24 protein-coding genes and 1 other annotated feature are annotated in these 23,597 nt (G+C 41.5%); of the genes, 7 read left to right on the top strand and 17 right to left on the bottom strand.

Going from position 1 to position 23,597, the window contains the following annotated elements; all coding sequences use genetic code 11:
* Window positions 1-15: 15 nt before the first annotated feature.
* Complete coding sequence (locus ACSSTM_RS16920; RefSeq protein ID WP_003217763.1) at window positions 16-387, bottom strand: winged helix-turn-helix transcriptional regulator; 372 nt, start codon at window positions 385-387, stop codon at window positions 16-18.
* A 157-nt stretch (window positions 388-544) separates the two neighbouring features.
* On the opposite strand from ACSSTM_RS16920, the gene ACSSTM_RS16915 reads away from it, so the two are divergent.
* Window positions 545-1,732: an MFS transporter gene (locus tag ACSSTM_RS16915; protein ID WP_437404252.1), complete on the top strand. Its 1,188-nt coding sequence runs from the start codon at window positions 545-547 to the stop codon at window positions 1,730-1,732.
* Window positions 1,733-1,745: 13 nt separating this feature from the next.
* On the top strand, window positions 1,746-2,585 hold the full coding sequence (locus ACSSTM_RS16910; protein WP_106038082.1) for an aldo/keto reductase: 840 nt from the start codon (window positions 1,746-1,748) through the stop codon (window positions 2,583-2,585).
* A gap of 45 nt (window positions 2,586-2,630) precedes the next feature.
* Here ACSSTM_RS16910 and ACSSTM_RS16905 read toward each other — a convergent pair whose 3' ends face one another.
* The 6 genes from ACSSTM_RS16905 to ACSSTM_RS16880 form a co-directional block, all read right to left on the bottom strand.
* Complete coding sequence (locus ACSSTM_RS16905; RefSeq protein ID WP_106031931.1) at window positions 2,631-4,130, bottom strand: extracellular solute-binding protein; 1,500 nt, start codon at window positions 4,128-4,130, stop codon at window positions 2,631-2,633.
* 25 nt (window positions 4,131-4,155) lie between these two features.
* Window positions 4,156-5,016: a carbohydrate ABC transporter permease gene (locus tag ACSSTM_RS16900; RefSeq protein WP_087976618.1), complete on the bottom strand. Its 861-nt coding sequence runs from the start codon at window positions 5,014-5,016 to the stop codon at window positions 4,156-4,158.
* A gap of 219 nt (window positions 5,017-5,235) precedes the next feature.
* Window positions 5,236-5,988 carry an NAD-dependent epimerase/dehydratase family protein gene (locus ACSSTM_RS16895; protein ID WP_034665411.1) on the bottom strand — a complete coding sequence of 251 codons (753 nt, stop codon included), beginning with the start codon at window positions 5,986-5,988 and terminating at the stop codon, window positions 5,236-5,238.
* Between the two features lie 46 nt (window positions 5,989-6,034).
* Window positions 6,035-6,937 (bottom strand): dienelactone hydrolase family protein, encoded by a 903-nt coding sequence (locus ACSSTM_RS16890; protein WP_034665408.1) that lies wholly within the window; start codon window positions 6,935-6,937, stop codon window positions 6,035-6,037.
* Window positions 6,938-7,067: 130 nt separating this feature from the next.
* Entirely contained in the window at window positions 7,068-9,482 is a 2,415-nt protein-coding gene (gene leuS / locus ACSSTM_RS16885) for a leucine--tRNA ligase (protein WP_034665405.1), read from the bottom strand.
* Between the two features lie 97 nt (window positions 9,483-9,579).
* Window positions 9,580-9,801, bottom strand: a binding site (T-box leader).
* A 103-nt stretch (window positions 9,802-9,904) separates the two neighbouring features.
* Window positions 9,905-10,234, bottom strand: coding sequence for a DUF4257 domain-containing protein (locus ACSSTM_RS16880; RefSeq protein WP_223249904.1), 330 nt, complete (start codon window positions 10,232-10,234; stop codon window positions 9,905-9,907).
* A 426-nt stretch (window positions 10,235-10,660) separates the two neighbouring features.
* Here ACSSTM_RS16880 and ACSSTM_RS16875 point away from each other — a divergent pair, with 426 nt between their 5' ends.
* Together ACSSTM_RS16875 and ACSSTM_RS16870 are read left to right on the top strand one after the other, a co-directional pair.
* Entirely contained in the window at window positions 10,661-11,464 is an 804-nt protein-coding gene (locus ACSSTM_RS16875; RefSeq protein WP_034665400.1) for a PAS domain-containing protein, read from the top strand.
* Window positions 11,465-11,548: 84 nt separating this feature from the next.
* Window positions 11,549-12,244, top strand: coding sequence for a coiled-coil domain-containing protein (locus tag ACSSTM_RS16870; RefSeq protein ID WP_437404251.1), 696 nt, complete (start codon window positions 11,549-11,551; stop codon window positions 12,242-12,244).
* A 61-nt stretch (window positions 12,245-12,305) separates the two neighbouring features.
* Here ACSSTM_RS16870 and ACSSTM_RS16865 read toward each other — a convergent pair whose 3' ends face one another.
* From ACSSTM_RS16865 to ACSSTM_RS16835, 7 genes are all read right to left on the bottom strand, one after another.
* A complete protein-coding gene (locus ACSSTM_RS16865; RefSeq protein ID WP_034665395.1) occupies window positions 12,306-13,616 on the bottom strand; it encodes an ABC transporter permease in 1,311 nt (436 codons plus the stop codon).
* Complete coding sequence (locus tag ACSSTM_RS16860; protein ID WP_187704036.1) at window positions 13,606-14,304, bottom strand: ABC transporter ATP-binding protein; 699 nt, start codon at window positions 14,302-14,304, stop codon at window positions 13,606-13,608. The genes ACSSTM_RS16865 and ACSSTM_RS16860 overlap by 11 nt, the downstream gene beginning before the upstream one ends.
* A gap of 21 nt (window positions 14,305-14,325) precedes the next feature.
* Window positions 14,326-15,309: an ABC transporter ATP-binding protein gene (locus tag ACSSTM_RS16855; RefSeq protein ID WP_342689166.1), complete on the bottom strand. Its 984-nt coding sequence runs from the start codon at window positions 15,307-15,309 to the stop codon at window positions 14,326-14,328.
* The gene (locus ACSSTM_RS16850) at window positions 15,303-16,181 is read right to left on the bottom strand and encodes an ATP-binding cassette domain-containing protein (protein ID WP_003217564.1); all 879 of its coding nucleotides are present in this window, start codon (window positions 16,179-16,181) and stop codon (window positions 15,303-15,305) included. Before ACSSTM_RS16850 ends, ACSSTM_RS16855 begins: the two co-directional genes overlap by 7 nt.
* Window positions 16,174-16,566, bottom strand: a complete 393-nt coding sequence (locus ACSSTM_RS16845) for a GntR family transcriptional regulator (protein ID WP_034665384.1) — start codon at window positions 16,564-16,566, stop codon at window positions 16,174-16,176. Before ACSSTM_RS16845 ends, ACSSTM_RS16850 begins: the two co-directional genes overlap by 8 nt.
* 17 nt (window positions 16,567-16,583) lie before the next feature.
* Entirely contained in the window at window positions 16,584-16,763 is a 180-nt protein-coding gene (locus tag ACSSTM_RS16840) for a hypothetical protein (RefSeq protein ID WP_034665379.1), read from the bottom strand.
* Between the two features lie 142 nt (window positions 16,764-16,905).
* Window positions 16,906-17,181 carry a YtzC family protein gene (locus ACSSTM_RS16835; RefSeq protein ID WP_437404250.1) on the bottom strand — a complete coding sequence of 92 codons (276 nt, stop codon included), beginning with the start codon at window positions 17,179-17,181 and terminating at the stop codon, window positions 16,906-16,908.
* Window positions 17,182-17,333: 152 nt separating this feature from the next.
* On the opposite strand from ACSSTM_RS16835, the gene ACSSTM_RS16830 reads away from it, so the two are divergent.
* Together ACSSTM_RS16830 and ACSSTM_RS16825 are read left to right on the top strand one after the other, a co-directional pair.
* Complete coding sequence (locus tag ACSSTM_RS16830) at window positions 17,334-18,299, top strand: TIGR01212 family radical SAM protein (RefSeq protein ID WP_003217704.1); 966 nt, start codon at window positions 17,334-17,336, stop codon at window positions 18,297-18,299.
* Complete coding sequence (locus ACSSTM_RS16825; RefSeq protein WP_106038085.1) at window positions 18,296-18,871, top strand: tRNA (mnm(5)s(2)U34)-methyltransferase; 576 nt, start codon at window positions 18,296-18,298, stop codon at window positions 18,869-18,871. Before ACSSTM_RS16830 ends, ACSSTM_RS16825 begins: the two co-directional genes overlap by 4 nt.
* A gap of 215 nt (window positions 18,872-19,086) precedes the next feature.
* Here the strand turns inward: ACSSTM_RS16825 and ACSSTM_RS16820 are convergent, their stop codons facing one another.
* Complete coding sequence (locus tag ACSSTM_RS16820; RefSeq protein ID WP_437394693.1) at window positions 19,087-20,166, bottom strand: tetraprenyl-beta-curcumene synthase family protein; 1,080 nt, start codon at window positions 20,164-20,166, stop codon at window positions 19,087-19,089.
* A gap of 30 nt (window positions 20,167-20,196) precedes the next feature.
* A complete protein-coding gene (locus ACSSTM_RS16815) occupies window positions 20,197-20,976 on the bottom strand; it encodes an alpha/beta hydrolase (protein ID WP_034665364.1) in 780 nt (259 codons plus the stop codon).
* Between the two features lie 45 nt (window positions 20,977-21,021).
* On the opposite strand from ACSSTM_RS16815, the gene ACSSTM_RS16810 reads away from it, so the two are divergent.
* Window positions 21,022-21,537 (top strand): gamma carbonic anhydrase, encoded by a 516-nt coding sequence (locus ACSSTM_RS16810; protein WP_034665361.1) that lies wholly within the window; start codon window positions 21,022-21,024, stop codon window positions 21,535-21,537.
* Between the two features lie 142 nt (window positions 21,538-21,679).
* On the opposite strand, the gene asnB is transcribed toward ACSSTM_RS16810, so the two are convergent.
* Window positions 21,680-23,578: an asparagine synthase (glutamine-hydrolyzing) gene (gene asnB / locus ACSSTM_RS16805; RefSeq protein ID WP_066030514.1), complete on the bottom strand. Its 1,899-nt coding sequence runs from the start codon at window positions 23,576-23,578 to the stop codon at window positions 21,680-21,682.
* Window positions 23,579-23,597: the final 19 nt, after the last annotated feature.

Below are 23,597 nucleotides of genomic sequence, written 5' to 3'. Positions count from 1 at the left end.
GGAAGCGGGACTTTTTTATTTAAATTGTTCATTTAAAATGCTGTCTTCCAGCACTGAAAGCGGCTCTCCGTACACACGTTCAATATGAGCTGCTCCCCAATCACAAAGCGCATTCAGAATTCTTTCGAGCGACTGTCCGTATTCACTTAATTCATATTCCACTTTAGGCGGTACTTGCTCATACACAATTCGGTTAATCACCCCATCACTTTCAAGCTCTCTCAGCTGTTGTGTAAGCATTTTTTGTGTGATGTTTGGCATGAGCCGCTTCAATTCACTCGTGCGTTTTTTTCCATGTGTTAAATGACATAAAATCACGCACTTCCACTTCCCGCCAATGACCTCAAGGGTCGCTTCCACTGAGATATTATATTTTTTCTTTTCCATCAAATCCTCACTCCTCTTTGTGCGAACAGGCACTTTTTAGTACCTATATTACAAAAAAGTACGTACTTTTTTTTTCGTCATCTATGTTAGATAATAACTCTTGCCGATCGGCTTCGTCTATCAAAATGTCATCATAGAAGGATGTGAACACTTATTCATGAAGAAAAAGCAAAACCACTTTGCCCTTCTCGCACTAGCCATTAGTGCTTTTGCTATAGGAACCACTGAGTTCATTAGTGTCGGTCTTTTGCCGATGATTTCAGAGAACTTTGGAGTGAGCGTCAGCCAGGCGGGCTGGACCGTCTCTTTATATGCACTTGGTGTGACATTCGGCGCGCCTATTTTGACTTCTCTGACTTCAACGATGAAAAGAAAGACATTGCTATTGCTCATTATGCTCGTCTTTTTGATTGGAAATACACTAGCCACGATTGCTCCGACTTTTTCAGTGCTATTAATCGGACGGGTCATTTCAGCCTTATCCCATGGAATCTTTATGTCCATCGGCTCTACGATTGCTGCAAGCCTTGTAGTGAAAGAAAAACGGGCAAGTGCGATTGCCTTTATGTTCACTGGATTAACAGTTGCTACTGTGACGGGCGTGCCATTTGGGACATTTCTTGGCCATGAGCTCGGCTGGCGGACGTCATTTGGTGTGATTGTCATCATTGGTCTGATCGCACTGATATCCAACTATTTTCTTGTTCCATCTCAATTAAAGCAAGGCGTGAAAACATCATTTAAGGATCAAGCTGTCTTATTAAAAACAAAAAGAATCTTGCTTCTATTTGTCATTACAGCAACAGGATACGGAGGAACCTTTGTCGTCTTTACGTATTTATCCCCTCTCTTACAGCATGTGACAGGTCTTGCGCCTGGGGCGGTGGCCTTGATCCTGCTTTTATACGGGATCACGATCGCAGCCGGAAATGTCATTGGCGGAAAGGCTGCTAATGAGCAGCCAATGAAAGCACTGATTTACATGTTTATCATCCAAAGCATCATTTTGTTTACCCTTAGTTTGACTGCTGGATTCACGGTGCTAGGCATTGGAACCGTCATGCTGATGGGACTGTTTGCTTTCATGAATGTTCCTGGACTGCAAGTAGCTGTCGTTGACTTTGCAGAAAGATACACACCAGGAGCAGTCGACGTCGCTTCCGCTATGAATATCGCTGCCTTTAATGCCGGTATCGCCATCGGCTCATTTTTAGGCGGCATCGTGACAGATACTCTTGGGCTTGTGCATACAGGCTGGGTCGGCGGCATCATGGTCCTTATCGCAGCAATTCTCACGATGATTAGTTTTCGAATGGAACAACAAGAACAAAATCAAACCATCTAAAGGAGTTTTCAATATGAACCATTTACAAAGTACAAAAACATTAAACAATGGGATCCACATGCCAGGATTTGGTCTTGGTGTATTCAAGGTTGAAGATGGCGCAGAATTAATAGACGCCGTCAAAACAGCCATTCAATTAGGCTATCGCAGTATTGATACAGCGGCTATTTATGGCAATGAGGAAGAGGTTGGACGAGGCATACAAATTAGTCTAGCAGAAACAGGACTTCGCCGCGAAGACCTCTTTGTGACATCAAAAGTGTGGAATGCCGATTTAGGATATGAATCCACCCTACAAGCATATGAGGAAAGCTTGAAAAAACTTCAGCTTGACTACCTTGATCTATATTTAATCCATTGGCCGGTTGAAGGAAAATATAAAGACGCTTGGCGTGCGCTTGAAACCTTGTATCGTGAAGGAAAGGTCAGAGCCATTGGTGTGAGCAACTTCCAGCCGCATCATCTAGACGAACTATTAAAAGATGCAGACATCATACCAGCTATTAATCAAGTGGAGTTTCACCCAAAACTGACGCAGGAAACACTCTTTACGTATTTGAACACACATGGCATTCAAATGGAAGCTTGGTCACCGCTAATGCAGGGGGAACTGCTTCATCATCCGGTGATCAAAGAGCTCTCGGACACATACGGCAAAACACCTGCTCAAATTATTTTGCGCTGGGATGTGCAAAAAGGCGTCATCACCATTCCAAAATCAACGAAAGCCCATCGTTTAAAAGAAAATGCAGACATATTTGATTTTGCCTTATCTGATGAGGATATGAAGCGCCTTTCTGACTTAAATGAAAACAAACGTATCGGTCCAGACCCAGATAACTTTGACTTTTAATAAAAACACCCCCGCTTTTTAACTGTGCGGGGGTGTTTATGTTGATCATTTTGATTTTTTAAAGGAAGCTTCATATTCTTCTATGATTTTATGACCACCGTTTGATTTCCACTTCTCTACATCTTTCTTAAATTGATCTTCACTGATGTCTCCAAGAATGAACTTATAAGTCGCATCATCGATGATTTTTTTCAATTCGTTTCCTCGCTCTGAGGCTGTTTCTGAATACAGGCTTTCAGCAGGATTGGCGACGATGATGTTTTGATTGTCTTCTTCTAGCTCTTCATATTTTGTACGAACCGCATCTCCTTTATTTTTCAAGTAACGTTTATCAATTCCTACTAGACTGACAAGCGGCTGTACGTCTGTCTGCCAGCTTTTCACTTGGCTTTCTTCTCTGACAAATGTATTCCCTTCTTCTTTCTTATAATGCTCGCCATCTATACCGTACGTCATGAGACCATATACATCTTCTTCTGCAATGCGGTCAAAGAAGGCCAAAATCCGTTTTAATTCTGCCTCTGATTTCACGCTTGTTTTAGGGAATGCAAAGATGCCATTATGACCACCTGATGCCCACACACGTTCTTTGCCATCTGGGCCTTTGATTCGGTTGATGATATCTACTTCCATGTTTTTATCTGTCGCGTCATCTCTCAAGTTCACTGCGTCTACCATATTCCCAACATAGATCCCTGCTTTTCCTTGTGAGAATAATTCCTGCTGCTGTGTTTTGCTTGTAACAGGGAAGTCTTTGTTGATATAGCCATTGTCACGCAGTTTCTTCATGTATTTCATTGTATTCATGTACTCATCTGTCATGAAGTCTGGCGTGAATTTGCCATTTTCTTCTTTCCAGTCTGTCGGCATTCCCTCATATGAACCGAGTGTTTTAAATGCCCCATAAATCAAATCGTTCCGATCCGTAAAGCCAATTGTATCCGCTTTTCCGTTTTGATTCGGATCTTTTTCAGTAAAAGCTTTAGCTACCTCATAAAGATCATCCAATGTTTTTGGTGTATCCAAATTTAAATTTTCAAGCCAATCCTTTCGAATGACAATTCCTTGTCTTGAAAGTGGTCTCTCTCTATAAATGCCATAAAGCTTACCGTCTATAGAGGCGTTTTTATTAATCAGTTCGTTCATCTTACTTAAATTTGGATAATCCTTTAAATACGGACCGACTTCCCAGAACATGCCTGATCTGAACGCATTAATAGCAGACGAATTCTTAATGTCTTGAATCGTGACAATCTGCGGCAGATTCCCTGCGGCAAGTGCGGAATTTAAACGGTCTTCCTTCACGGCATCAGGCACCCATGTAATATCAAGCTCTGTATTTGTGAGCTTCTCAATCTCTTTTATGACGGAATCCTTCGGCGGCTGCTGATGATACAAAATAGCCATCCAGGTCAGCTTTACCTTTTTATCTAAATCAACCTTTTCATCTGATGAACTTGTTCCTTTGCTTGAACATGCGGATAGAATACCGCTTGCTGCAAATAACAGGACAAACGCAATCAACCATAATTTCTTTCTCCCCATAAGATCCCTCCGTTGTTCCATCTTTTTAACCTTTTACAGAACCTAGTAATGCCCCTTTGTTAAAATGCTTTTGAATAAATGGATAGACAAGCAGAACTGGAATGGTCGCTACCACAATGACAGCCATTTTAATCGTTTGGTCTGGCGGTGGTGTGGATGATCCCATATCCGACATATCTCCCTGCATTCCGCTTGAGACAATGACAATCTGCCTTAGCAGCACCTGAATCGGCCATTTCACTGAATCATTTAAATACAGGATGGCGGTCATGTACGTATTCCAATACGTCACGGCATAAAAAAGTGAAATGGTCGCAATAGCTGGCAAAGAAAGTGGCAGCACAATTTTAAAGAAAATCCCTAAATCGTTACAGCCATCCATCTTCGCTGATTCCTCAAGGCTTGCCGGGATGTTTTGAAAGAAGTTTTTCAAAATGATCAAATTGAACGCATTGATCGCAACCGGTAGAATAAGTGACCAATAGGTATCAAGCAGACCAAGTGTTTTCACCACAATAAACGTCGGAATCATACCTCCACTAAACAACATCGTGAAGACAACGAGAAACATCAATGTTCTCCGGCCTTTTAGCTCCTGACGAGACAGCCCATATGCCATGAGTGAGGACAAAAACATGCTGACAGCTGTTCCAACGAGCGTCACAAGAATGGACACAATGAGGCTACGATACACAATATCCGTAGAGAAAATATATCGATAGGCCTCTAAAGAAAACGTGGTCGGGAACAAGATAAACTTCTTCGTGATGACCTCTTCTACTGTAGCAAAAGAGGCTGCAATGACATGGATGAACGGAAGCACACATATTAATGCGAACATGAGTAGAAAAGAGTAATTAAATAAGTTGAACAATCGGCCTTTAATAGAACGATCTATGTTCATCACGCCCTTTCTTTGAAAGCGTTATCATTTCGTCCGAAAATAAGCTGCAGCCTGTGACGATATCGTGATTAAAATGTAACAAACGGGGGAAGAAAGCGTCTATAATCATCTTGACAGACCAACTGGATGGATCATGTCAATCGTGCTTTTATGCTCATGAAACAAAAGAATAAGATCATCAGCTAATGACATGATTATGCCCTATGCCTGATCATTTTCTTCTAGGATTTCCGTCGTATTCACATCAGGTCTGTAGCCTAACTCCTGCTTTATTTTTTCCGTAGACCAGGGCTTTTCTTCGTTTTCTGATACGGCATAATATGTCCCAAAGGGGACGGTCGTTTCAATCGCTGCCTTTGTCATCCCTATAAGATCTTCATGTGACAGAAGTGTTCGTTTCGTTCTTCGTTTCTTGTGTAATGCCTCCATCTCATCCGTTACAACCGTTCCAATCCGTAAATTGATAACAGACATCCCCGTTTGATCGTGGAACAAACGGCCTAGCTGTTCTGAAGCAAATTTTAAAATACCATAGACATTTTTAGTCGCTGGCACATCGTCTGTTGTAATATTTCGTCCTAGTAAGGAGCGGCCATCCTCTTCATAACGATCGGTCACATGATTGCTGCTTGCAAAAATGACTTTTCGTATGCCGAGACGTGCAGCTGACCGAAACATATAATAGGAGCTCCTCCAAAAAATATCATTCATTTTTTCAAACTCCTCAAGATTCATCACATCATGCGTCATATCCATGTTTAAAAGGTGCATGATGACATCTGTATCTCTCGGAATCGCCTCATATAATTCCTGTTCATTCGCTGCATCTGCTAAAATGGCTCCTTTTACACAACTCGTTTGATCAATGATGGTGATCTCGTACTCAGAAGAGAGCGCTTTTGTTAATATACGGCCTATCACACCGCATCCGCCAATGATCGTGATCTTTTTCATCTGTTTCCTCCTTTCTATTGACGTAGTATGTCCAAGCCTTTATGGGTTACAGCCATTTTTTCAAAAATCGAGTGGCCTCGTGACGCATAGCGGCTGTTTCAAAATGACCTGCATGAAGACCAACAAGCTGATACCGTTCTTTCAATGAAGCAGTTTGATAGGTTTGGCTCAATCCCTTTTGAATGCGTGCGACGCCTTCAGCAGGCGTGAGTGGATCAAGTTTTCCCACTAAGCTTAAATGCGGCCTTGGAAAAATCATTTCCTGAATTTCAGCTGCTGTAAAGTGCTTTGCTAAGCTTGGTACATAGTAATAATAGCCATGCCTGTCTAAATTGTTCGTTTCAATTAATGTGTGGTGATCGACCTGTGCGCAAAGATCAATACACACACTGACCCTCTCATCAAGCGCAGCAGTCCACCAGGAAAGAAGCCCTCCCATTGACATTCCAAAAACAGCTAACCGGTCCGGCAGCACATCAGATCGAGACAGCACATAATCAATCGCACACATGCTTTCATACAGCATCATGCCCCACATCACTTTTCCTGTTAAAAGCATCTCCTTAAAAATTTCACTTTCTGTTCTTCCTCTTCTCTCACCAAACCCTGCATGATCGATAGCCAGGACACTATAGCCTTTTGATGTGAACTCTTTCGCATATGAAGGCGCTTGCAAATAATGAGCACCTTTGATCAGCTCTTCCTTCCCATCCACGTAGTTCCCGCCATGAGAGTGCTGGAACAGCACAACAGGTCTTTTTTTCACCGTATCCTTTGGCTTTACAAAATAAGCGGGCACTTCCTCTACACCATGAATCGAAAGAATGAGTGTTTCGACTACATACGATTCACGTTCCTCGATCTTTAACGTATATGCCTCCACGCGATGGCGTTCTGGCATTTCTCCTAACAGACTGAGCAGTTGTTCACGTTTGCTTTCCTTTTCCATTGACGTCACTCCTCATTTTCTTGATCACCTGTTAAAATACGAGGTCGATGAAGTAATCACCTTGTTTTCGACAAAATTATGTCCCGGGAAATAAAGAACACCCACCGGTTCATACCGATGGGTGTCATCATTAGTTCGCAACAATATTGACAAGCTTCCCAGGAACCGCAATCACTTTGCGAATGGTTTTCCCTTCAAGCTGTTCTTTTACGCGTGCATCATTTTTCGCAAGCTCTTCTAACTGTTCTTTTGTTGCATCAGCAGGAACGGTTAATTTTGCTTTCACTTTTCCATTCAACTGTACGACAATTTCTACTTCATCGTCGACAAGCTTTGACTCGTCATATTGCGGCCATGCTTCATAAGAAATAGACCCTTCATGACCAAGTTTATTCCAAAGCTCTTCCGCTAAATGCGGTGCAATTGGAGAAAGAAGTTTCACAAAGCCTTCTGCATATTCTTTCGGCAGTGTATCAGCCTTGTAGGCATCATTGATAAACACCATTAATTGTGAGATCCCTGTATTGAAGCGCAGGCCTTCATAATGGTCCGTTACCTTCATCACGGTTTCATGATAGCTGCGTTCTAATGCGCCTCCAGTTTGCTCCGTCACTTTATCACTGATTGTGCCATCTTCATTTGTGAATAGACGCCATACACGATCAAGGAAACGGCGAGCACCATCAAGTCCTGTTTCAGACCAAGCGATTGATGCATCTAAAGGTCCCATGAACATTTCATAAAGTCGTAATGTATCCGCACCATGAGATTCTACGATATCATCTGGATTGACAACGTTCCCTTTTGATTTACTCATTTTTTCATTATTTTCTCCAAGAATCATTCCTTGGTTGAACAATTTCATGAAAGGTTCTTTTGTAGGAACAACACCAATATCATACAAGAACTTATGCCAGAAGCGCGCATATAGAAGATGCAGTACAGCATGTTCTGCTCCGCCGATATATACATCAACAGGAAGCCATTTCTTTAGCTTCTCAGGAGATGCAAGCTTTTCTGAGTTATGCGGGTCAATATAACGTAAGAAATACCAGCAGCTGCCTGCCCATTGCGGCATTGTATTGGTTTCACGGCGTCCTTTTTTACCTGTTACAGGATCTACAACCTCAACCCACTCTTTGATATTGGCTAAAGGTGATTCACCTGTACCACTTGGCTTAATCTCAGTGGTTTTAGGCAAAATCAGTGGAAGCTCTTCCTCTGAAACGGCTGAAGAAGTTCCGTCCTCCCAATGAATAATTGGAATTGGCTCACCCCAGTAACGCTGGCGGCTAAATAGCCAGTCTCTTAAACGATAGGTGACTTTCTTTTCGCCTTTTTGATGTTCTTCAAGCCATGCAATGGCTTTTTCAATCGCTTCTTCTTTTCCTAATCCATTGAGGAAATCAGAGTTAATGTGTTTTCCATCACCTGTGTAAGCTTCTTTTTCAATGTCTCCGCCTTCTACAACTTCCTTGATTGGAAGATCAAATGTTTTGGCGAATTCATAGTCACGCTCATCATGGGCAGGTACCGCCATAATCGCGCCTGTTCCATAAGTAGCCAGCACGTAATCTGCAATCCAGATCGGCATCTTTTCACCATTTAATGGATTGATGGCATAAGCGCCTGTGAAAATACCCGTCTTCGTTTTTGCAAGATCTGTCCGCTCTAAGTCGCTCTTTGATTGAATTTCTTTGATATATGCTTCGACCGCTTCTTTTTGAGCAGCTGTTGTAATTTTTTCAACAAGTGCATGTTCTGGTGCAAGTACCGCATATGTTGCACCAAATAATGTATCCGGACGCGTTGTGAAAACAGTAAACTGTTCGTCATGTCCTTCTACTTCGAAATGAACGTGTGCACCTTCTGAACGTCCGATCCAGTTACGCTGCATATCTTTGATGCTTTCAGGCCAATCAATGTCTTCTAAATCTTCTAACAGCCTGTCCGCATATGCCGTAATCTTCAGCATCCATTGCTTCATCGGACGTCTTTCAACTGGATGCCCTCCGCGTTCACTTTTTCCATCAATGACTTCTTCATTTGCAAGAACTGTACCGAGCGCCGGGCACCAGTTCACTGGTACTTCATCGATATACGCCAATCCCTTTTCGTACAATTTCAAGAAAATCCATTGTGTCCATTTATAATAATTCGGATCAGTCGTGTTGATTTCTCGATCCCAATCATATGAGAATCCTAGTGATTGAATTTGGCGGCGGAAGTTATTGATGTTCTCTTCTGTAAAGACCGCTGGATCATTCCCTGTATCTAGTGCATACTGTTCTGCTGGAAGACCAAATGCGTCCCATCCCATTGGATGAAGAACATCATATCCCTGCATACGTTTCATGCGTGATAAAATATCCGTTGCTGTGTAGCCCTCAGGGTGCCCGACATGAAGCCCTGCTCCTGATGGGTATGGAAACATATCAAGCGCATAGAACTTTGGTTTATCTTCCGAGTCAGATGTGGCGAATGTTTTATGTGTCAGCCAATAATCCTGCCACTTCTTTTCAATTTCCCGATGCTGAAAACTCAATGTGAAAACCTCCTTTAATATGTACGGCTGTATCTGCTCAGATGACCACTGCAAGAATTCAGATTTTTCTAAAATCAACAAAAAACCCTCATCCCTGGAAAGGGACGAGAGATTTTTTGGTTCCCGCGGTACCACCCTTGTTAGCGTCACTTTCTGTTTGTACGCTCACTTAATATCTTTAACGCAGACATGCGACAGAAGCTTTAACGCAACTGCAACTCTGAGGCGAGTTCAGAAGCAGATTTGATTGACTTTCACCAGCCGTCAATTCTCTAAAGACAAATACTGCTTTCCTACTACTCCTCTTCACTGTTCTTATCGTAACCGTCATCTAAGTAGTATTTTATAGAATTATGATCATAAGTGCAAGCAGGTTTGTATACAATGGGAATGTACCCTAGATCAGGGTAAAGTAGAGGATATTATTCGTGTGGAGATCGGTTATGACGGTTGGAGTCTGCATCCTGTGAACGCTGTTCTCTTACAAAATCAAAGCTTCGCAGAACTGCTTCTCCTCCGTAACCTGAAATAATTGATAAGATGACCAAGTGCAGACTAGAATCGGGATTTGAGGATAAGACAAGCAGTGTAGCGGCAATCATCCCAACGAGCCAATCTTCAATAAACCCTAAATAAATAAACTTTTTTGTCATTCTGGGCTTCTCTAGCCTGCCTTTTTTCTTTACGTGACCGAGAATGCCCATGACCCCTCCAATGGCGCAAGCAATAATGACTTGTTGCAGCATTTTCATCACCTTCCTAAAGCCCTTAGAATAGTAAAGCGACTTCAGGCTGTCCAGCCCCCTGTAATGCCATTCTGCTGTTCCGTCATAATCCATGTAAAAGGTCTATTCTCTCTAACGAAGAAAAAAAGCTTGTTTCTTCCATTATATGTGAATGACCCAAAAACAATCTTGATGCATTGGAATCATTTTTGCCTAATCCATATTAACTATTTTTGTCATTTTATGAATTATGAGCAATTGATTCCTTCTTTTTCTAAAGAAAAGTCTCCTTACTTACTATATTCTAATGGAGGACAAACTATGATGACAAATTTAACAAAGCCATTGCAATCATTGAAACAGAACATATGTTATGTTACTTTAGTAAGGAATACCTTTGGTTGAAAAAACAGCCATTTGATATGTCTGCTAGTAGCAGCAAAGGAGGGTAATATGGTCAGCTCGAACATCTTCGGCTTGCAAAAACAGCTTGAACTCATAAAAAAAGCGCTAGATCATGCGCGGATCGGTGTTGTCATTACAGACCCTTCTTTAGAGGATAACCCTATCATTTATGTGAACCATGGCTTTACACACATGACTGGATACAAACCAGATGAGATTCTTGGGCGAAATTGTCGATTCCTTCAAGGAAAAGACACAGATCAAGAGCAGCTTGATTTAATACGTCATGGAATACAGAATAAAATACCTATTACCACACAGCTAAAAAATTATAAAAAAGACGGTACTTTTTTTTGGAATGAACTCAATATAGATCCTCTATACATTGAACAAGATGATAAAACATTTTTCATTGGCTTTCAAAAGGATATTACGAAACAGAAAGAATATGAACAACTCCTAGAAGATTCCTTACAGGAAGTCACCTCTCTTTCGACGCCAATCGTCCCAATCAAAAATGGTGTATCTGCTCTACCACTCATTGGAAAACTATCTGAAGAACGCTTTGATGCCATTGTTGCGAAGTTAACTTGTATATTAGATGATTCAAAGGATGATTATTTAATTGTCGATCTTTCTGGCTTAATCGATGTCGATGATTCCGTTGCAGGACGCATTTTCAAGCTGCATCATCTTCTCAGTTTAACTGGAACCGAACTGATCATCACAGGGATCAAACCGCAGCTTGCGATGAAAATGAAAGACTTGGATACAGATTTCCAGGATACGATCACATATTTGACGGTTAAGGAAGCAATCAAAGGATTAACATTAGCTGAAAACCCTGTGTAAACAGGGTTTTTTTAGTTAAACCGCCCCTAAAAATGGAAAAATGAGGTATGATAGGAGTAAATAAAGATTTAGGGGGGCTTCTAGATGATGATGTTACTCATCATAGGTCTTTTATGTGTTTGTTTCGCCATAGGATATGCCGTCAATTTCTTATTACTCAAACACCAGAACGAGCATATCTTTTCAAAGAAACTATTTTATCCTTTTTTGATCTTCGGTCTCGTCTTTTCCATTATGTCATTACCGTTTGCTGCCACAGATGCACCGAAGGCAGATCCATCTTCAGAACAGCTGTTAAAGGATCAAAAGCAGCTCACATCTGACATAACGCGCTTAAAAGCTGATAAAGAGGAGCTTACCGCCTCTTTAGAGGACGCAACAAAGGATAAAGAAAAACTAGCTAAAAAGCTAGAAACCATCACCTCAGAAAAAGAAACAGTCAAAAAGCAAGAAAAGACCATTCAAGTGCTTGAAGAGAAAATAGACAAGCTTGCCTCGAGCAATGAAACACTCAAAAAAGAGAACAAGAAAAGCAGCAGCGATACGAAGTCTTCCACTGTTCAGCGCTCCGCTCCTAAAGATGAAGGAAAAAGTACAGGCGGTCATGAATCGCAGAAGGAAACAAAAAAAGAATCAGCTGCCTGTAACATCAAAGGAAGTGTCAATGGCATTTATCACACACCGAGCAGCAGATACTACTCTAGAACAAAAAATGTAACCGAACTATTCTGCTCCGTAGAAGAGGCAGAACGTGCAGGGTACCGGGCACCTAAGCAATAGCCATGTGTCACAAAAAAAGAACCTCCTGTCAGCCCAATCGGGTGTCTTAGGAGGTTCTTTTTTAGATTTCTCTTCTTAATGCTGCTAATACATTCGTTTTTGTTGCTTTACGTGCTGGGTTAAGCCCTGAAAGGATCGCTACCCCTGCGCTAATCACTGTTGCTGTGATCACAAGGCTGAGCGGAATATAGGAGAAGGTGATCGAGAATTGATCGCTTGACCCTCCCTCTGACATGGACGACAAAATGGCTGGAATGATTAAATTGACGGCGAAACTAATGATATATGAGATGATAATACCGATGATCGACCCAATCACCCCAATATAAGCACTTTCCATGAGGAACATTCGCTTGATAATCGATGGATTCGCACCAATGGCTTTCATAATCCCAATCTCTTGTGTTCGCTCTGTTACTGCCATTGTCATCGTATTAAAAATACCAATTGCAGAAATAATGACTGCGATACAGCCGACAAAAATGAGTCCAATTTTGAAGACAGTAAAGAACATATCCATACCTTCGAGCTGATTCGTCACAGAGATGACTTGGTAGCCCTCATCTGTCAGCTTATTCGTGAGTGCACCGACATTGTCGAATTTATCTGCATAGACAGAGGTCATTTTCTCGACATTTCCTGCTTCAGGAGATAGATCAAGTATTTGACCAAATTCCTTTTCATACGCATTCGGAATGAGAATTTTATGATCCTGCTGCCACTCCAAATTTGGCTTTTTCATGACTCCTACTACACGGAAATCAAATGTTTTTTCTTTGACGACTTCATTTTCTTCGTTGAGTTTTGGTACCTTGATTTGAATCACTTTATTTAAAATATCTTTCGTGTAGCCTTTTGGCTCTTTTGGTTCTTCTTCACCGTTTGACGTTTGATTTAATTCTTTTTCATAGGCTTTGCGCTCTTTTTTTGTCCACAGTTGTTCTGCCATATGGTACCCAACCACAATTTCGTTTGCTGATGTTGGGACTTTCCCTCTGTCTAGTTCAAGCCCTGCTTCTTTTTCCTCTTTCATATCGGTCAGAGCAGCCTGCGTTTCACTTGAGCGGTCATCGAGCTCGACGTTTACCGATGGAACGAGAGACGTTCTTGAGACGACAGATTTCACATGATCATATTTCTTTAAATCATCTACCTTGACGGCACCTTTTTCCTTGCCTAACACTTTCACTTCTGTGATGATTTGCTGTTTCATGATTTCATCTTGCGCCGATTTTTGCAAACCAAAACCGACAGATGCTAGAACGATTAAGAAAGAGCATGCCATTGTCGTCGCAAGAATGGTCATAAACACACGCAATCTATTTTTCTTCATGTTTCTTCTAATGAATTTGACCTGATCTCTAAATTTCAATGGTCTGTTCCCCTTTCTTTAATACACCATCATGAAGCTGGAACGTTGTATCTGCGATTGAAGCGACTTCATCGTCATGTGTAATGATGACAAACGTGATTCCTTTTTCACGATTGAGCTGCTGGATAAAGGCTAGAATTTCTCCTTCGGTTTCTGAATCTAGACTGCCTGTTGGTTCATCCGCTAATATAATAGATGGATTTAAAATCAAGGCTCTTGCAATACTCACACGCTGCTGCTGCCCGCCGGACAACTCATTCGGGTAATGCCCTGCATGATGTTCGAGACCTACTCGTTTCAGCATTTCATTTACTTTCGTCTTTCGTTCAGACGGCTTCACACCTTTTAAAGTGAGCGGAAGTTCAACATTTTCATACGTCGTTAAGCTCCCGATCAATTGAAAGCTTTGAAAGATAAAACCAAAGTGATCTAAGCGGAAGTCCGCCCATTCTTTTTCATTAAAGCCGGTCACATCGGTACCATCAATGACAATTTGTCCACCCGTTGGCGTAATATATCCTGAAATTAAGTTCAATAGGGTAGATTTCCCCGAGCCACTTCGCCCCACAATACAAGCAATGTCGCCTCTTTTGATAGATAGGTCAATCCCTTTCAGCACAGGAATCTCATTCTCTCTGCCCTTTTTACCAATTTTAAACACATGATCTAACGCTTGAATCTGAATCATCTCTACTCCCCTACTCTCTGTTTATCTTTTTCGATATATTAAGAAATAACTCGTTAGTGCGCCTACAGCACCGCCGATTATCATGCCAGCGATATAACCAAACATGGAATTGTCTGAGGAGAATCCACCCCAGCCAAAACCTAAAACACCAAAAGCAATGACCATAATTTGAATAGGCCGATCCATTTTTGGGTAAAGGAAAAAACGGCCACTTCGTTCAATTGGATGTTTGATGAAGCAAAACAAACCAATGAAATAAAATAAAATCATCATGACAATTGGTACGATGAATTCTTCACCGCTGAACCAAATCGTATATTCATACTGATTAAATTCAGCTATATAAGTGATTGGAGAAATTGCCAAGATAATATGATTAAGCGACTGATCAACCCACTCCCCATTTGTTCTCAATATAAATTCTAAATGAACCAATGGTAGACCAATTAGTAAAAAAGGTAAAATGGCTGTACTGAATGCAACGATTGCTTGGGCAATTGCACTTCCTGTTAAAGTGCCTGCTGCAAAAAACAGGGCATATATCATCAAGGATGACACCAAAGCATATAAATACATACTGTTAAATCCAGGTGTCTCAACAGGTTTGATGCCTAATATAAGTAAGTAAGTTAAGGCATATGAGAATGCATGAATGAGTGCAATGATCCCGGCACCCAAGAAAAATTTTGTCTGATAGATGGTACTTCTACTAAAAGGCAAGGCTAAGGTGAAATCCATTTGCCCTTTATTTCTCTCAAAGCCAAGCTGAATTATGGCAAAAAGGATTCCCATTAACCATGAAAGAGCGAGAAAAGCATCTTTCTTAAAACTATAGGAAAAATGTGATGTATCCAAAATACATGTGGGATCCTTTAAACATGTTTGAAAGGATGAATATCCCATTAGGAGGGATAAGGGCGTCGCAAGCGCCGCAACCAGCATCACTAAAATAAATGTCAGCTCTGATTGCTTCCACTCCTTATATAATAATTGCCGCTTTACCATCTCCGTTTCCCTCCAAACTTTGCAATGAATACTTCTTCTAAATTCACAGGCAGTTCATGCCATACTTTTGGCTGCAGCGACTTCAAGTACTCTTTAGCCTCTACATCGGTTTTAAGAACAAGCGCTGTATAAAAAATGCCCGCTTGATCTAATATAGCAACGCCATTTTTCCGTATACTCAAGTTCATATCTTCTTCAAAAGCCATCTGTATTTTGACATAATCATTCTTTAACTCATCTAGATCCATGACACTTGTAAGCTGATTTCCTTCTAAAAACCCGATTCGGTTACACATACGCTCAATATCCTCTAATCGGTGCGATGTAATGAGAATCGATGTTTCACGTTCCGCTACCTCGTCGATCATGAGCTGAAGAACATCATTTCTTGTGACGGCATCAATTCCATCTGTCGGTTCATCTAACAAAATCACCGCTGGCTTGATCGCAAAGCTTAGAATTAATGACAGCTGTTTTTTTAACCCTGTCGATAGTTCACGATATTTCACTTTTTCCGGAATTTCATAGCGGTTCACAAGCTCATTGGCATATGTCACGTCAAACTTCGGATAAATATGCTTTAACAGCTGGACAAGCTGTCCGTAATTGTATCTGTCAAAGTAGGGATTTACGACTGGCATATACACAATATTTTGCTTCACTAACGGGTGGTCTTTCACAAGCACGTCTTTAAAATAAATCTCTCCTTCATCTGGAAGAAGAATTTGCTGAATCAAGCGGAGAAGTGTTGTTTTTCCTGAGCCATTCCTGCCAAGCAGACCGAAGATCTCACCTTCGCCTATTTTGAAGGAAACGTTACTGAGTACTTCACGTCCATTTAATGTCTTTGATACATTTCTAACCTCAATCAACTTGTTTTCCTCCCTCAAGACTTGAGCCGATCTCTTCTATCCATTCCTTCAGTTGTTGAATATCAATACCGGCATAATGAGCTTCTATGATGAGTTGTTTTAATTGCTCCTTCATCTCCAACACCTTCCCTTCATTCAGCTTTAACTGAGCCCCTTCTGTTACATACGTACCGCGGCCTCTTAGTGTTTCAATAATCCCTTCCCGCTCAAGCTCTTTATATGCTTTACTGACGGTGTTTGGGTTGGCGATGATAATGGTGGCGAGCTCTCTGACAGAGGGCAGTTTGTCACCAGGTTTCATTACACCTTTTAGACATAAAATTTTGAGTTGCTCAATGATTTGTTCATATAATGGCGCAGCGCTTCGTGGATCTATTTGAATCATGATGGCTCCCTCTTTCCTCATTCATGCTTTTGCAGTCCTATCGCTTGTTCATGCCCTTGCATTAAAGGGATTGAATTAGGTATCAAATCTTTTTGAACTTCAAAACCAATGAAAACGAGAACGAAAAAAAATGTACATGCTAACGCAACAGCCAGCACCATCCACTTCAAATTGATTGGTTTTTTTTCTTTTTTCATGGTTGAACACCTTTCTTCACTTTTTAAGTGTCTTTAGTGTATTAGTTGTTGTAGTACACTTAACACAATAAATACACTCAGCCAAAAAGTCAATAGCCTTTTAAAAAATAAAAAACAGATCCTTAAAAAAAGGATCTGTTCATCATTCGTTGTCGTAAGAAATACCTAAAATCATTTGATTTTGCAAGCTTTGAATTTGAACACGCGCCCTGTCTAATCGCTCTCTTTGCTGGTCATTGGCGACATCTTTTAATTTTTCTAATTCGTTCACCGCATCTTCAAGCATAAGCTGCGCCTGAGAAAATTCGTCCTCATTATAATGCTCTTGGCGTAAGTTCAAATCAAATTGCTCATTTGCAAACTCAAGGGTTTCAGTACTTTTTTGGATAAATTCATCGATCGACTGCCTTGTTGCCATCTTGCATTCCCTCCATTTCATCATTGTTCCCGCCTATTTTGCCCACGTAAAGCTTTTTCACTAAAGAAAATGTTGGACAGATTCAATTGTCCTCCTTCATGATTTTTGTTAAACTTTAAGGATGCCTATTATTACGCAAGGAGGTTACTGACTTGGATCAGCATAACCCTTTTTTATATTCAAATAGCGAAAAACGCTATCACACATGGAACTATCATTTGCGAGAGCACTTTGGTCATAAAGTATTTAAAGTGGCCTTAGACGGCGGCTTTGACTGCCCAAACCGTGATGGTACTGTAGCCCACGGAGGCTGTACATTTTGCAGTGCAGCTGGGTCTGGTGATTTTGCAGGAAACCGGGCTGATGATCTCATCACTCAATTTAACGAAATCAAAGACCGGATGCACACAAAATGGAAAGACGGAAAATATATGGCGTATTTTCAAGCGTATACAAACACACACGCCCCGCTTCCTGTTTTAAAGGAAAAATTTGAAACCGTTATGAATTTGGATGGTGTGGTTGGTTTATCTATTGCGACAAGACCTGACTGCCTGCCAGATGACGTGGTGGAGTATTTAGCCGAATTAAATGAGCGCACTTATCTCTGGGTAGAGCTTGGTCTTCAAACGGTTCATGAACGGACAGCAATGCTCATTAACCGTGCCCATGATTATGAATGCTACGTAGAAGGTGTAGAAAAACTGCGAAAACACGGAATTCGTGTCTGCTCGCATATCATCAACGGACTGCCTCTAGAAAACCGGGACATGATGATGGAAACAGCAAAAGCTGTCGCAGATTTAGATGTGCAAGGAATTAAAATTCATTTACTTCACCTTTTAAAAGGAACCCCAATGGTCAAGCAATACGAAAAAGGCAAATTGGAGTTTCTAAGCCAGGAAGAATATGTTCAGCTTGTTTGTGATCAACTGGAGATCCTGCCGCCAGAAATGATTATTCACCGCATTACAGGGGATGGCCCAATTGAATTAATGGTTGGTCCGATGTGGAGTGTAAACAAGTGGGAAGTACTAAATGCCATTAATGCTGAGCTCGAAAGACGTAACAGCTACCAAGGCAAACGTTTCGTCAGATTGGAAGAAGCAGCCAAATGATTTTGAAACGCATGCTCCCTTTTAGTAAAGAGCTGTTAGAACGGGCTTGTCAAAAAGGCGACATCGTCATTGATGCAACGATGGGAAATGGCCACGATACACGCTATTTAGCTGATCTTGTAGGAAATGATGGACAAGTTTTCGCATTCGACGTACAAGAGGAAGCCCTACAGCAGACGAGAAAAAGGCTTGGCGAGGGATATCCTTACGTTCATCTGATCCACGATGGGCATGAAAAACTGGCTCATCACCTGCCAAAGGATGTTTATGGACATATTTCTGGTGCGGTGTTTAACCTTGGGTACCTGCCCGGAGGCGATAAAGCCGTCACCACTCAGTCTCATACAACCATCGAAGCCATCGAGCAGCTCCTCGACTGGCTTAAACCCGGCGGTCTGATCGTCCTTGTGATTTACCATGGACACTCCGAAGGAAAAAGAGAAAAAGAAGTACTTCTCGACTATTGCAGATCACTTCCTCATGAAGAGGTACAAGTTTTATCATATCAATACATGAATATTCAAAACGACCCGCCTTTTGTGGTCGCCATTGAAAAAAAGCTCAAATCCTAATGATCTGAGCTCAGATTATTGACAAAGGGCTAAAATGATTTTTATTTTAGCCCTTTGTCTTCTTTCAGCGTGATAGAAAACCTTTGCAGTCTAGGAAGAACGAGCACCGGAACGGAGCGAATTTGACATTCGTGAGTACCGGCACGCAGGACTGACAAAGAATGCGAGGGTTTGTCTGCGCGCTGAAGCTCAAATCCTAATGGATTTGAGCTTTTTTATGAGGATTTCATCCAAGGCATTTTCTGATAGGTCCGGTAGGCTCTTCCGTTGATATAGAAAAAGAATGATGTTTTCCCGCTTGATTTGATCAGCCGTTTTGCCAGCTTATTCATCTCTTTTTGGGCTGTCACTTTTTCATCGGACAAATAGACTGCCAGTAACCCTCTGTTAATCAATTTGTGAAAGTTTTCGTGTGGAATGCCTTTCAGCTGCTCATCCGCTTTTTCAATAAAGTGCTGAAGTCTATCCATCATCTCATGATGAGAGGCATAGTAGGAGCAAAAGTTCAGATCTCCCCCAAGCCGGTCTTCTTCTTGGTCAATTAAATAATCAAGTAAAATGTGCAGACCTTGGATATAAGGGAAATAGCTTTCGTAAATTTGCTTCGCCTGCTTTTCTGTAAAATCCGGCTGCAGCGCATACGCCACAAGACAGAAAATCCCTAACGTTGATCCTGCACAAGCTGAAAATTCATACCATTCCATCTTAGGCAAATCCTTTTCATATTGGCGAAACCACGATTCTAGACGCGGGACCCGTTCATGAGGAACGACATGTTTATGTACTTGCAAATCACTGTAGTAATCACACAGCGTGTGTAAATATGGCTGAATGATCGGATAATGCTTAAGGTGCGTAAGCACGTCTTGGCATGTGCGGACAAGCGCATGTAAATACCCATGATCCTCTTGATCATCACGGAATTGATAGTAAGGCTTGAGCTCAGCATGAATATCAAGCGCATCTCTCATCGCTTGATGCAGCATATGAAAATCTTTTGGATCCAGCGACGTGCTGCGGTCACATAGGTTATCTAAGTAATCACTGATGGTTTGATACGCCACAATGAATTCAATACACGTTTCTTTCGCCTCACCTGCTAGGAGAGATAAAATGCCTCCGCCTTCACAGTGAAAGGTTTTACTCGATATGCTCGCTAGTGCCTGCGTTCGCAGTTCTTCATTTTCAATCATTTCTGCATGAGCCCGCCACTTTTTCAGCTCCTGATGAACAAGCGGAAAAATATCTTTATACACCTTTGTCATCAGTGCAAAAGGACGCTCTGGTACTGACAAATCAATCCACCCCCAACTTAAAGCTCACCATCAAATATATTGATCTGTAAAGGCTCTTGCTGCCTTAAACACATCTTCTCTTTCCGGTTCATTAAAAATTTCGTGATACAGTTCTTCCCATTCACGGTATGATTTATTGGTTGATTCAATGCCATTGAACCATTTGATCACCCTCGTTTTATCCACGATCTTATCATCGCCCGCCTGCATTAAAAGGAGCGGAATCGATTTAAAGACATTCGTTGGCTGCATGGCCGCATCAATATTTTTGATCAGCTCTCGGTACCAGCGAACCGACACCTTTGTTACGTAAAGAGAATCATTTGAGTCTGCCTCAATCACAGCCTGATTCCGTGTGGCTAGTTCAATCGACAGCCCTGACTCGACTTTAAAGGACGGTGCCAGCACATTTAGACCTTTTGATGCAAAATCCATTAGCTTCTTCGGTTTAAATTGCAGACCTAAACAAGGTGATGATAAAATAAGGCCATCAATCTTCGTATGGGTATACTGCTTGATCCACTCAATTGAAATGAGTCCACCCATACTGTGTCCAAGTAAAAAAGTAGGAAGCCTGAATGATTTCGCATGTTCGATCCATTCATCTATTGTATCAATGTATTCCTGAAACGAGCGAATGTGGCCGCGCGCACGTGTCGATGTCCCTTGCCCAGGGAGGTCACCCATAACGACGTGATAGCCTGCATTTCGCCACATTTCGATCAGCCATTTATATCGGCCGTGATATTCACTCGCACCATGTACAATTACAATTGTACCAACTGGTCTTTCAGCATGCCAAGTCCACAAAGTAAACACCTCACAAATGTTGTATTAAGAAAGGAAGTCGAAAAAGTGATTTATCCATATCATCAGTTTACACCTGAGATTCATGAATCGGTCTTTGTCGCAGATAACGTCACCATTACTGGTAATGTCACGATTGGAGAATATTCGAGCGTGTGGTTTCAAACCGTCATCAGAGGCGATGTCGCTCCTGTGAGAATTGGAAAAAACGTCAATATTCAAGATTTATCCTGTCTGCATCAAAGTCCTGGAAAAACACTTCTTATAGAAGATGGTGCTACCATTGGACACCAAGTCACATTACATAGCTCAATCATTCGAAAAAATGCCCTCATTGGTATGGGGTCCATCATTCTCGATGGTGCAGAAATTGGCGAAGGTGCCTTTATCGGTGCAGGTAGTCTTGTCCCTCAAGGAAAGGTTATTCCAAAAGGATCACTCGCTTTTGGCCGTCCAGCCAAGGTCGTCCGTCAGTTAACAGATGAAGATATCCAAGACATGGACAGAATCCGTAGAGAATATGTAGAAAAAGGACAATACTATCGTTCCCTTTTATCCCGTTAACATCATACGTGTATCTTCACTTTATCATGTTTTTTTCAGGATATTAAGCAATAACTATGAACCGCTTGTTATTTTACCCTTTTCCACTGCTTTCTATCATGACAAAAAAGGTTTTCAGCACAAAGCTGAAAACCTTTTTTCATTAACTAAAGATGACTTCTTTCGGTTGATGATTCAACTGCTCTGGATCAATGCTGCGCTCCACATAAATGCTGTGCCAGATCATAAAGATGAGGACGGTCCAAATCTTACGGCTATGATCTGCTTTGCCAGCACAATGCTCATTTAATAAATCAAGCACATACTCTTTGTTAATGTATTCATCTGTTTGACTGTTTTTGATGATGTCTTTCGCCCAAGCATTCATCTCATTTTTCAGCCAATGACGAATTGGCACAGGGAAACCAAGCTTTTTACGGTTTAACACATGGTCAGGCACAATGCCTTCTGCTGCTTTACGCAATAAATATTTCGTTGTGCCATCTTTTGTTTTCAGCTCTTCTGGAATTTTAGAAGCCGCTTCAAAAACGACCTTATCAAGGAATGGAACACGAAGCTCAAGAGAATTCGCCATCGTCATCTTGTCTGCTTTCAGTAAGATGTCTCCGCGCATCCACGTATGAATATCAACATATTGCATTTTGTTAATATCACTATAGCCTGCGCTTTCCTCGAAGTATGTCTTCGTTACGTCACGATACGTGATGCTTGGATCATAATGTTTTAAGAGGTTTTTCTTCACTGGCTCTTCAAAGATTTTCGCATTACCGATATAACGTTCCTCTAATGGCGTACAGCCGCGAACGATAAAGCTCTTCCCTTTCATTCCTTCTGGCATTAATCGCGCCAGACGAAGAAGAAGCTTTTTCAGCATAGATGGTACAGATTCAAATGGTTTAAGAGAAAGAGGCTCACGGTAAATATTATATCCGCCGAACAGCTCGTCCGCTCCCTCACCTGAAAGAACAACCGTCACTTGTTTCTTCGCTTCTTTTGCCACAAAATACAATGGAATCGCCGCCGGATCAGCTAAAGGATCGTCTAAATGCCAGACAATCTTCGGAAGCTCGTTCATATATTCCTCTGGAGAAATAACGGCACTGAAGTTTTGTAAGCCTAGCTTATCAGCTGTTTCCTTCGCGACATCGACTTCACTAAAGCCATCCTGCTGGAAGCCAACAGAGAATGTCTTCAGCTCAGGGTGTAATTCCTTTGCGACAGACACGATGAAGGAAGAATCAATACCACCTGATAGGAATGAACCAACAGGTACATCACTTCTCATGTGAACTTTCACAGAATCATAGATTGCATCGCGTACTTCTTCTATTAATTTCTGTTCTTGTGTTTGTTCAGGCTTGAATTGAACCTTCCAGTATGTCTTAAATTCGATCTCCTGTCCTGGGCGTAAAATAAACTGATGACCAGGCTCAACTTTGTGCACCTTTTGATCAAGTGTATTTGGCTCAGGAACGAACTGGAACGACATGTACTGCTGCAATGAAGTCTCATCAAATAAAATGTTCTCGTTCACAGCCATCAAGCTTTTGCGTTCAGACGCAAAGTACACTTGCTCATCCATTTGTGTAAAATAAAGCGGTTTGATGCCAAAAGGATCTCTCGCGCCATATAATTGCTGCGCTTCTTTATCCCAAATTAAAAATGCAAACATGCCGCGAAGTTTAGAAGCCGCCTCTTCTTTATAATGACGGTATGTGGCAAGCAGTACTTCCGTATCAGAATCTGTGCTGAACGTATAGCCCTTTTTCACAAGCTCTTCCTTCAGCTCCACATAGTTATAAATTTCTCCGTTGAAAATAATCCAATACTTTTCATCTTCATAAGAAAGCGGCTGCTTTCCGTGCTCAACATCTATAATACTTAAACGTCTAAATCCAAATCCTACATGCTCGTCATGAAAGTAACCCTCATCATCGGGACCACGGTGAACGATGAGACGATTCATTTGTTTAATTAACTCTTCCTGCTCAGTAGTTTCGGACAATGGACGGTGATTAAATACACCAACAAACCCACACATATTATTGCCTCCACGTTAT

The organism is Bacillus sp. RK1064 (assembly GCF_051488405.1).
GTDB lineage: Bacteria > Bacillota > Bacilli > Bacillales > Bacillaceae > Bacillus.
This window is presented reverse-complemented; position numbering and strand designations above follow the sequence as displayed.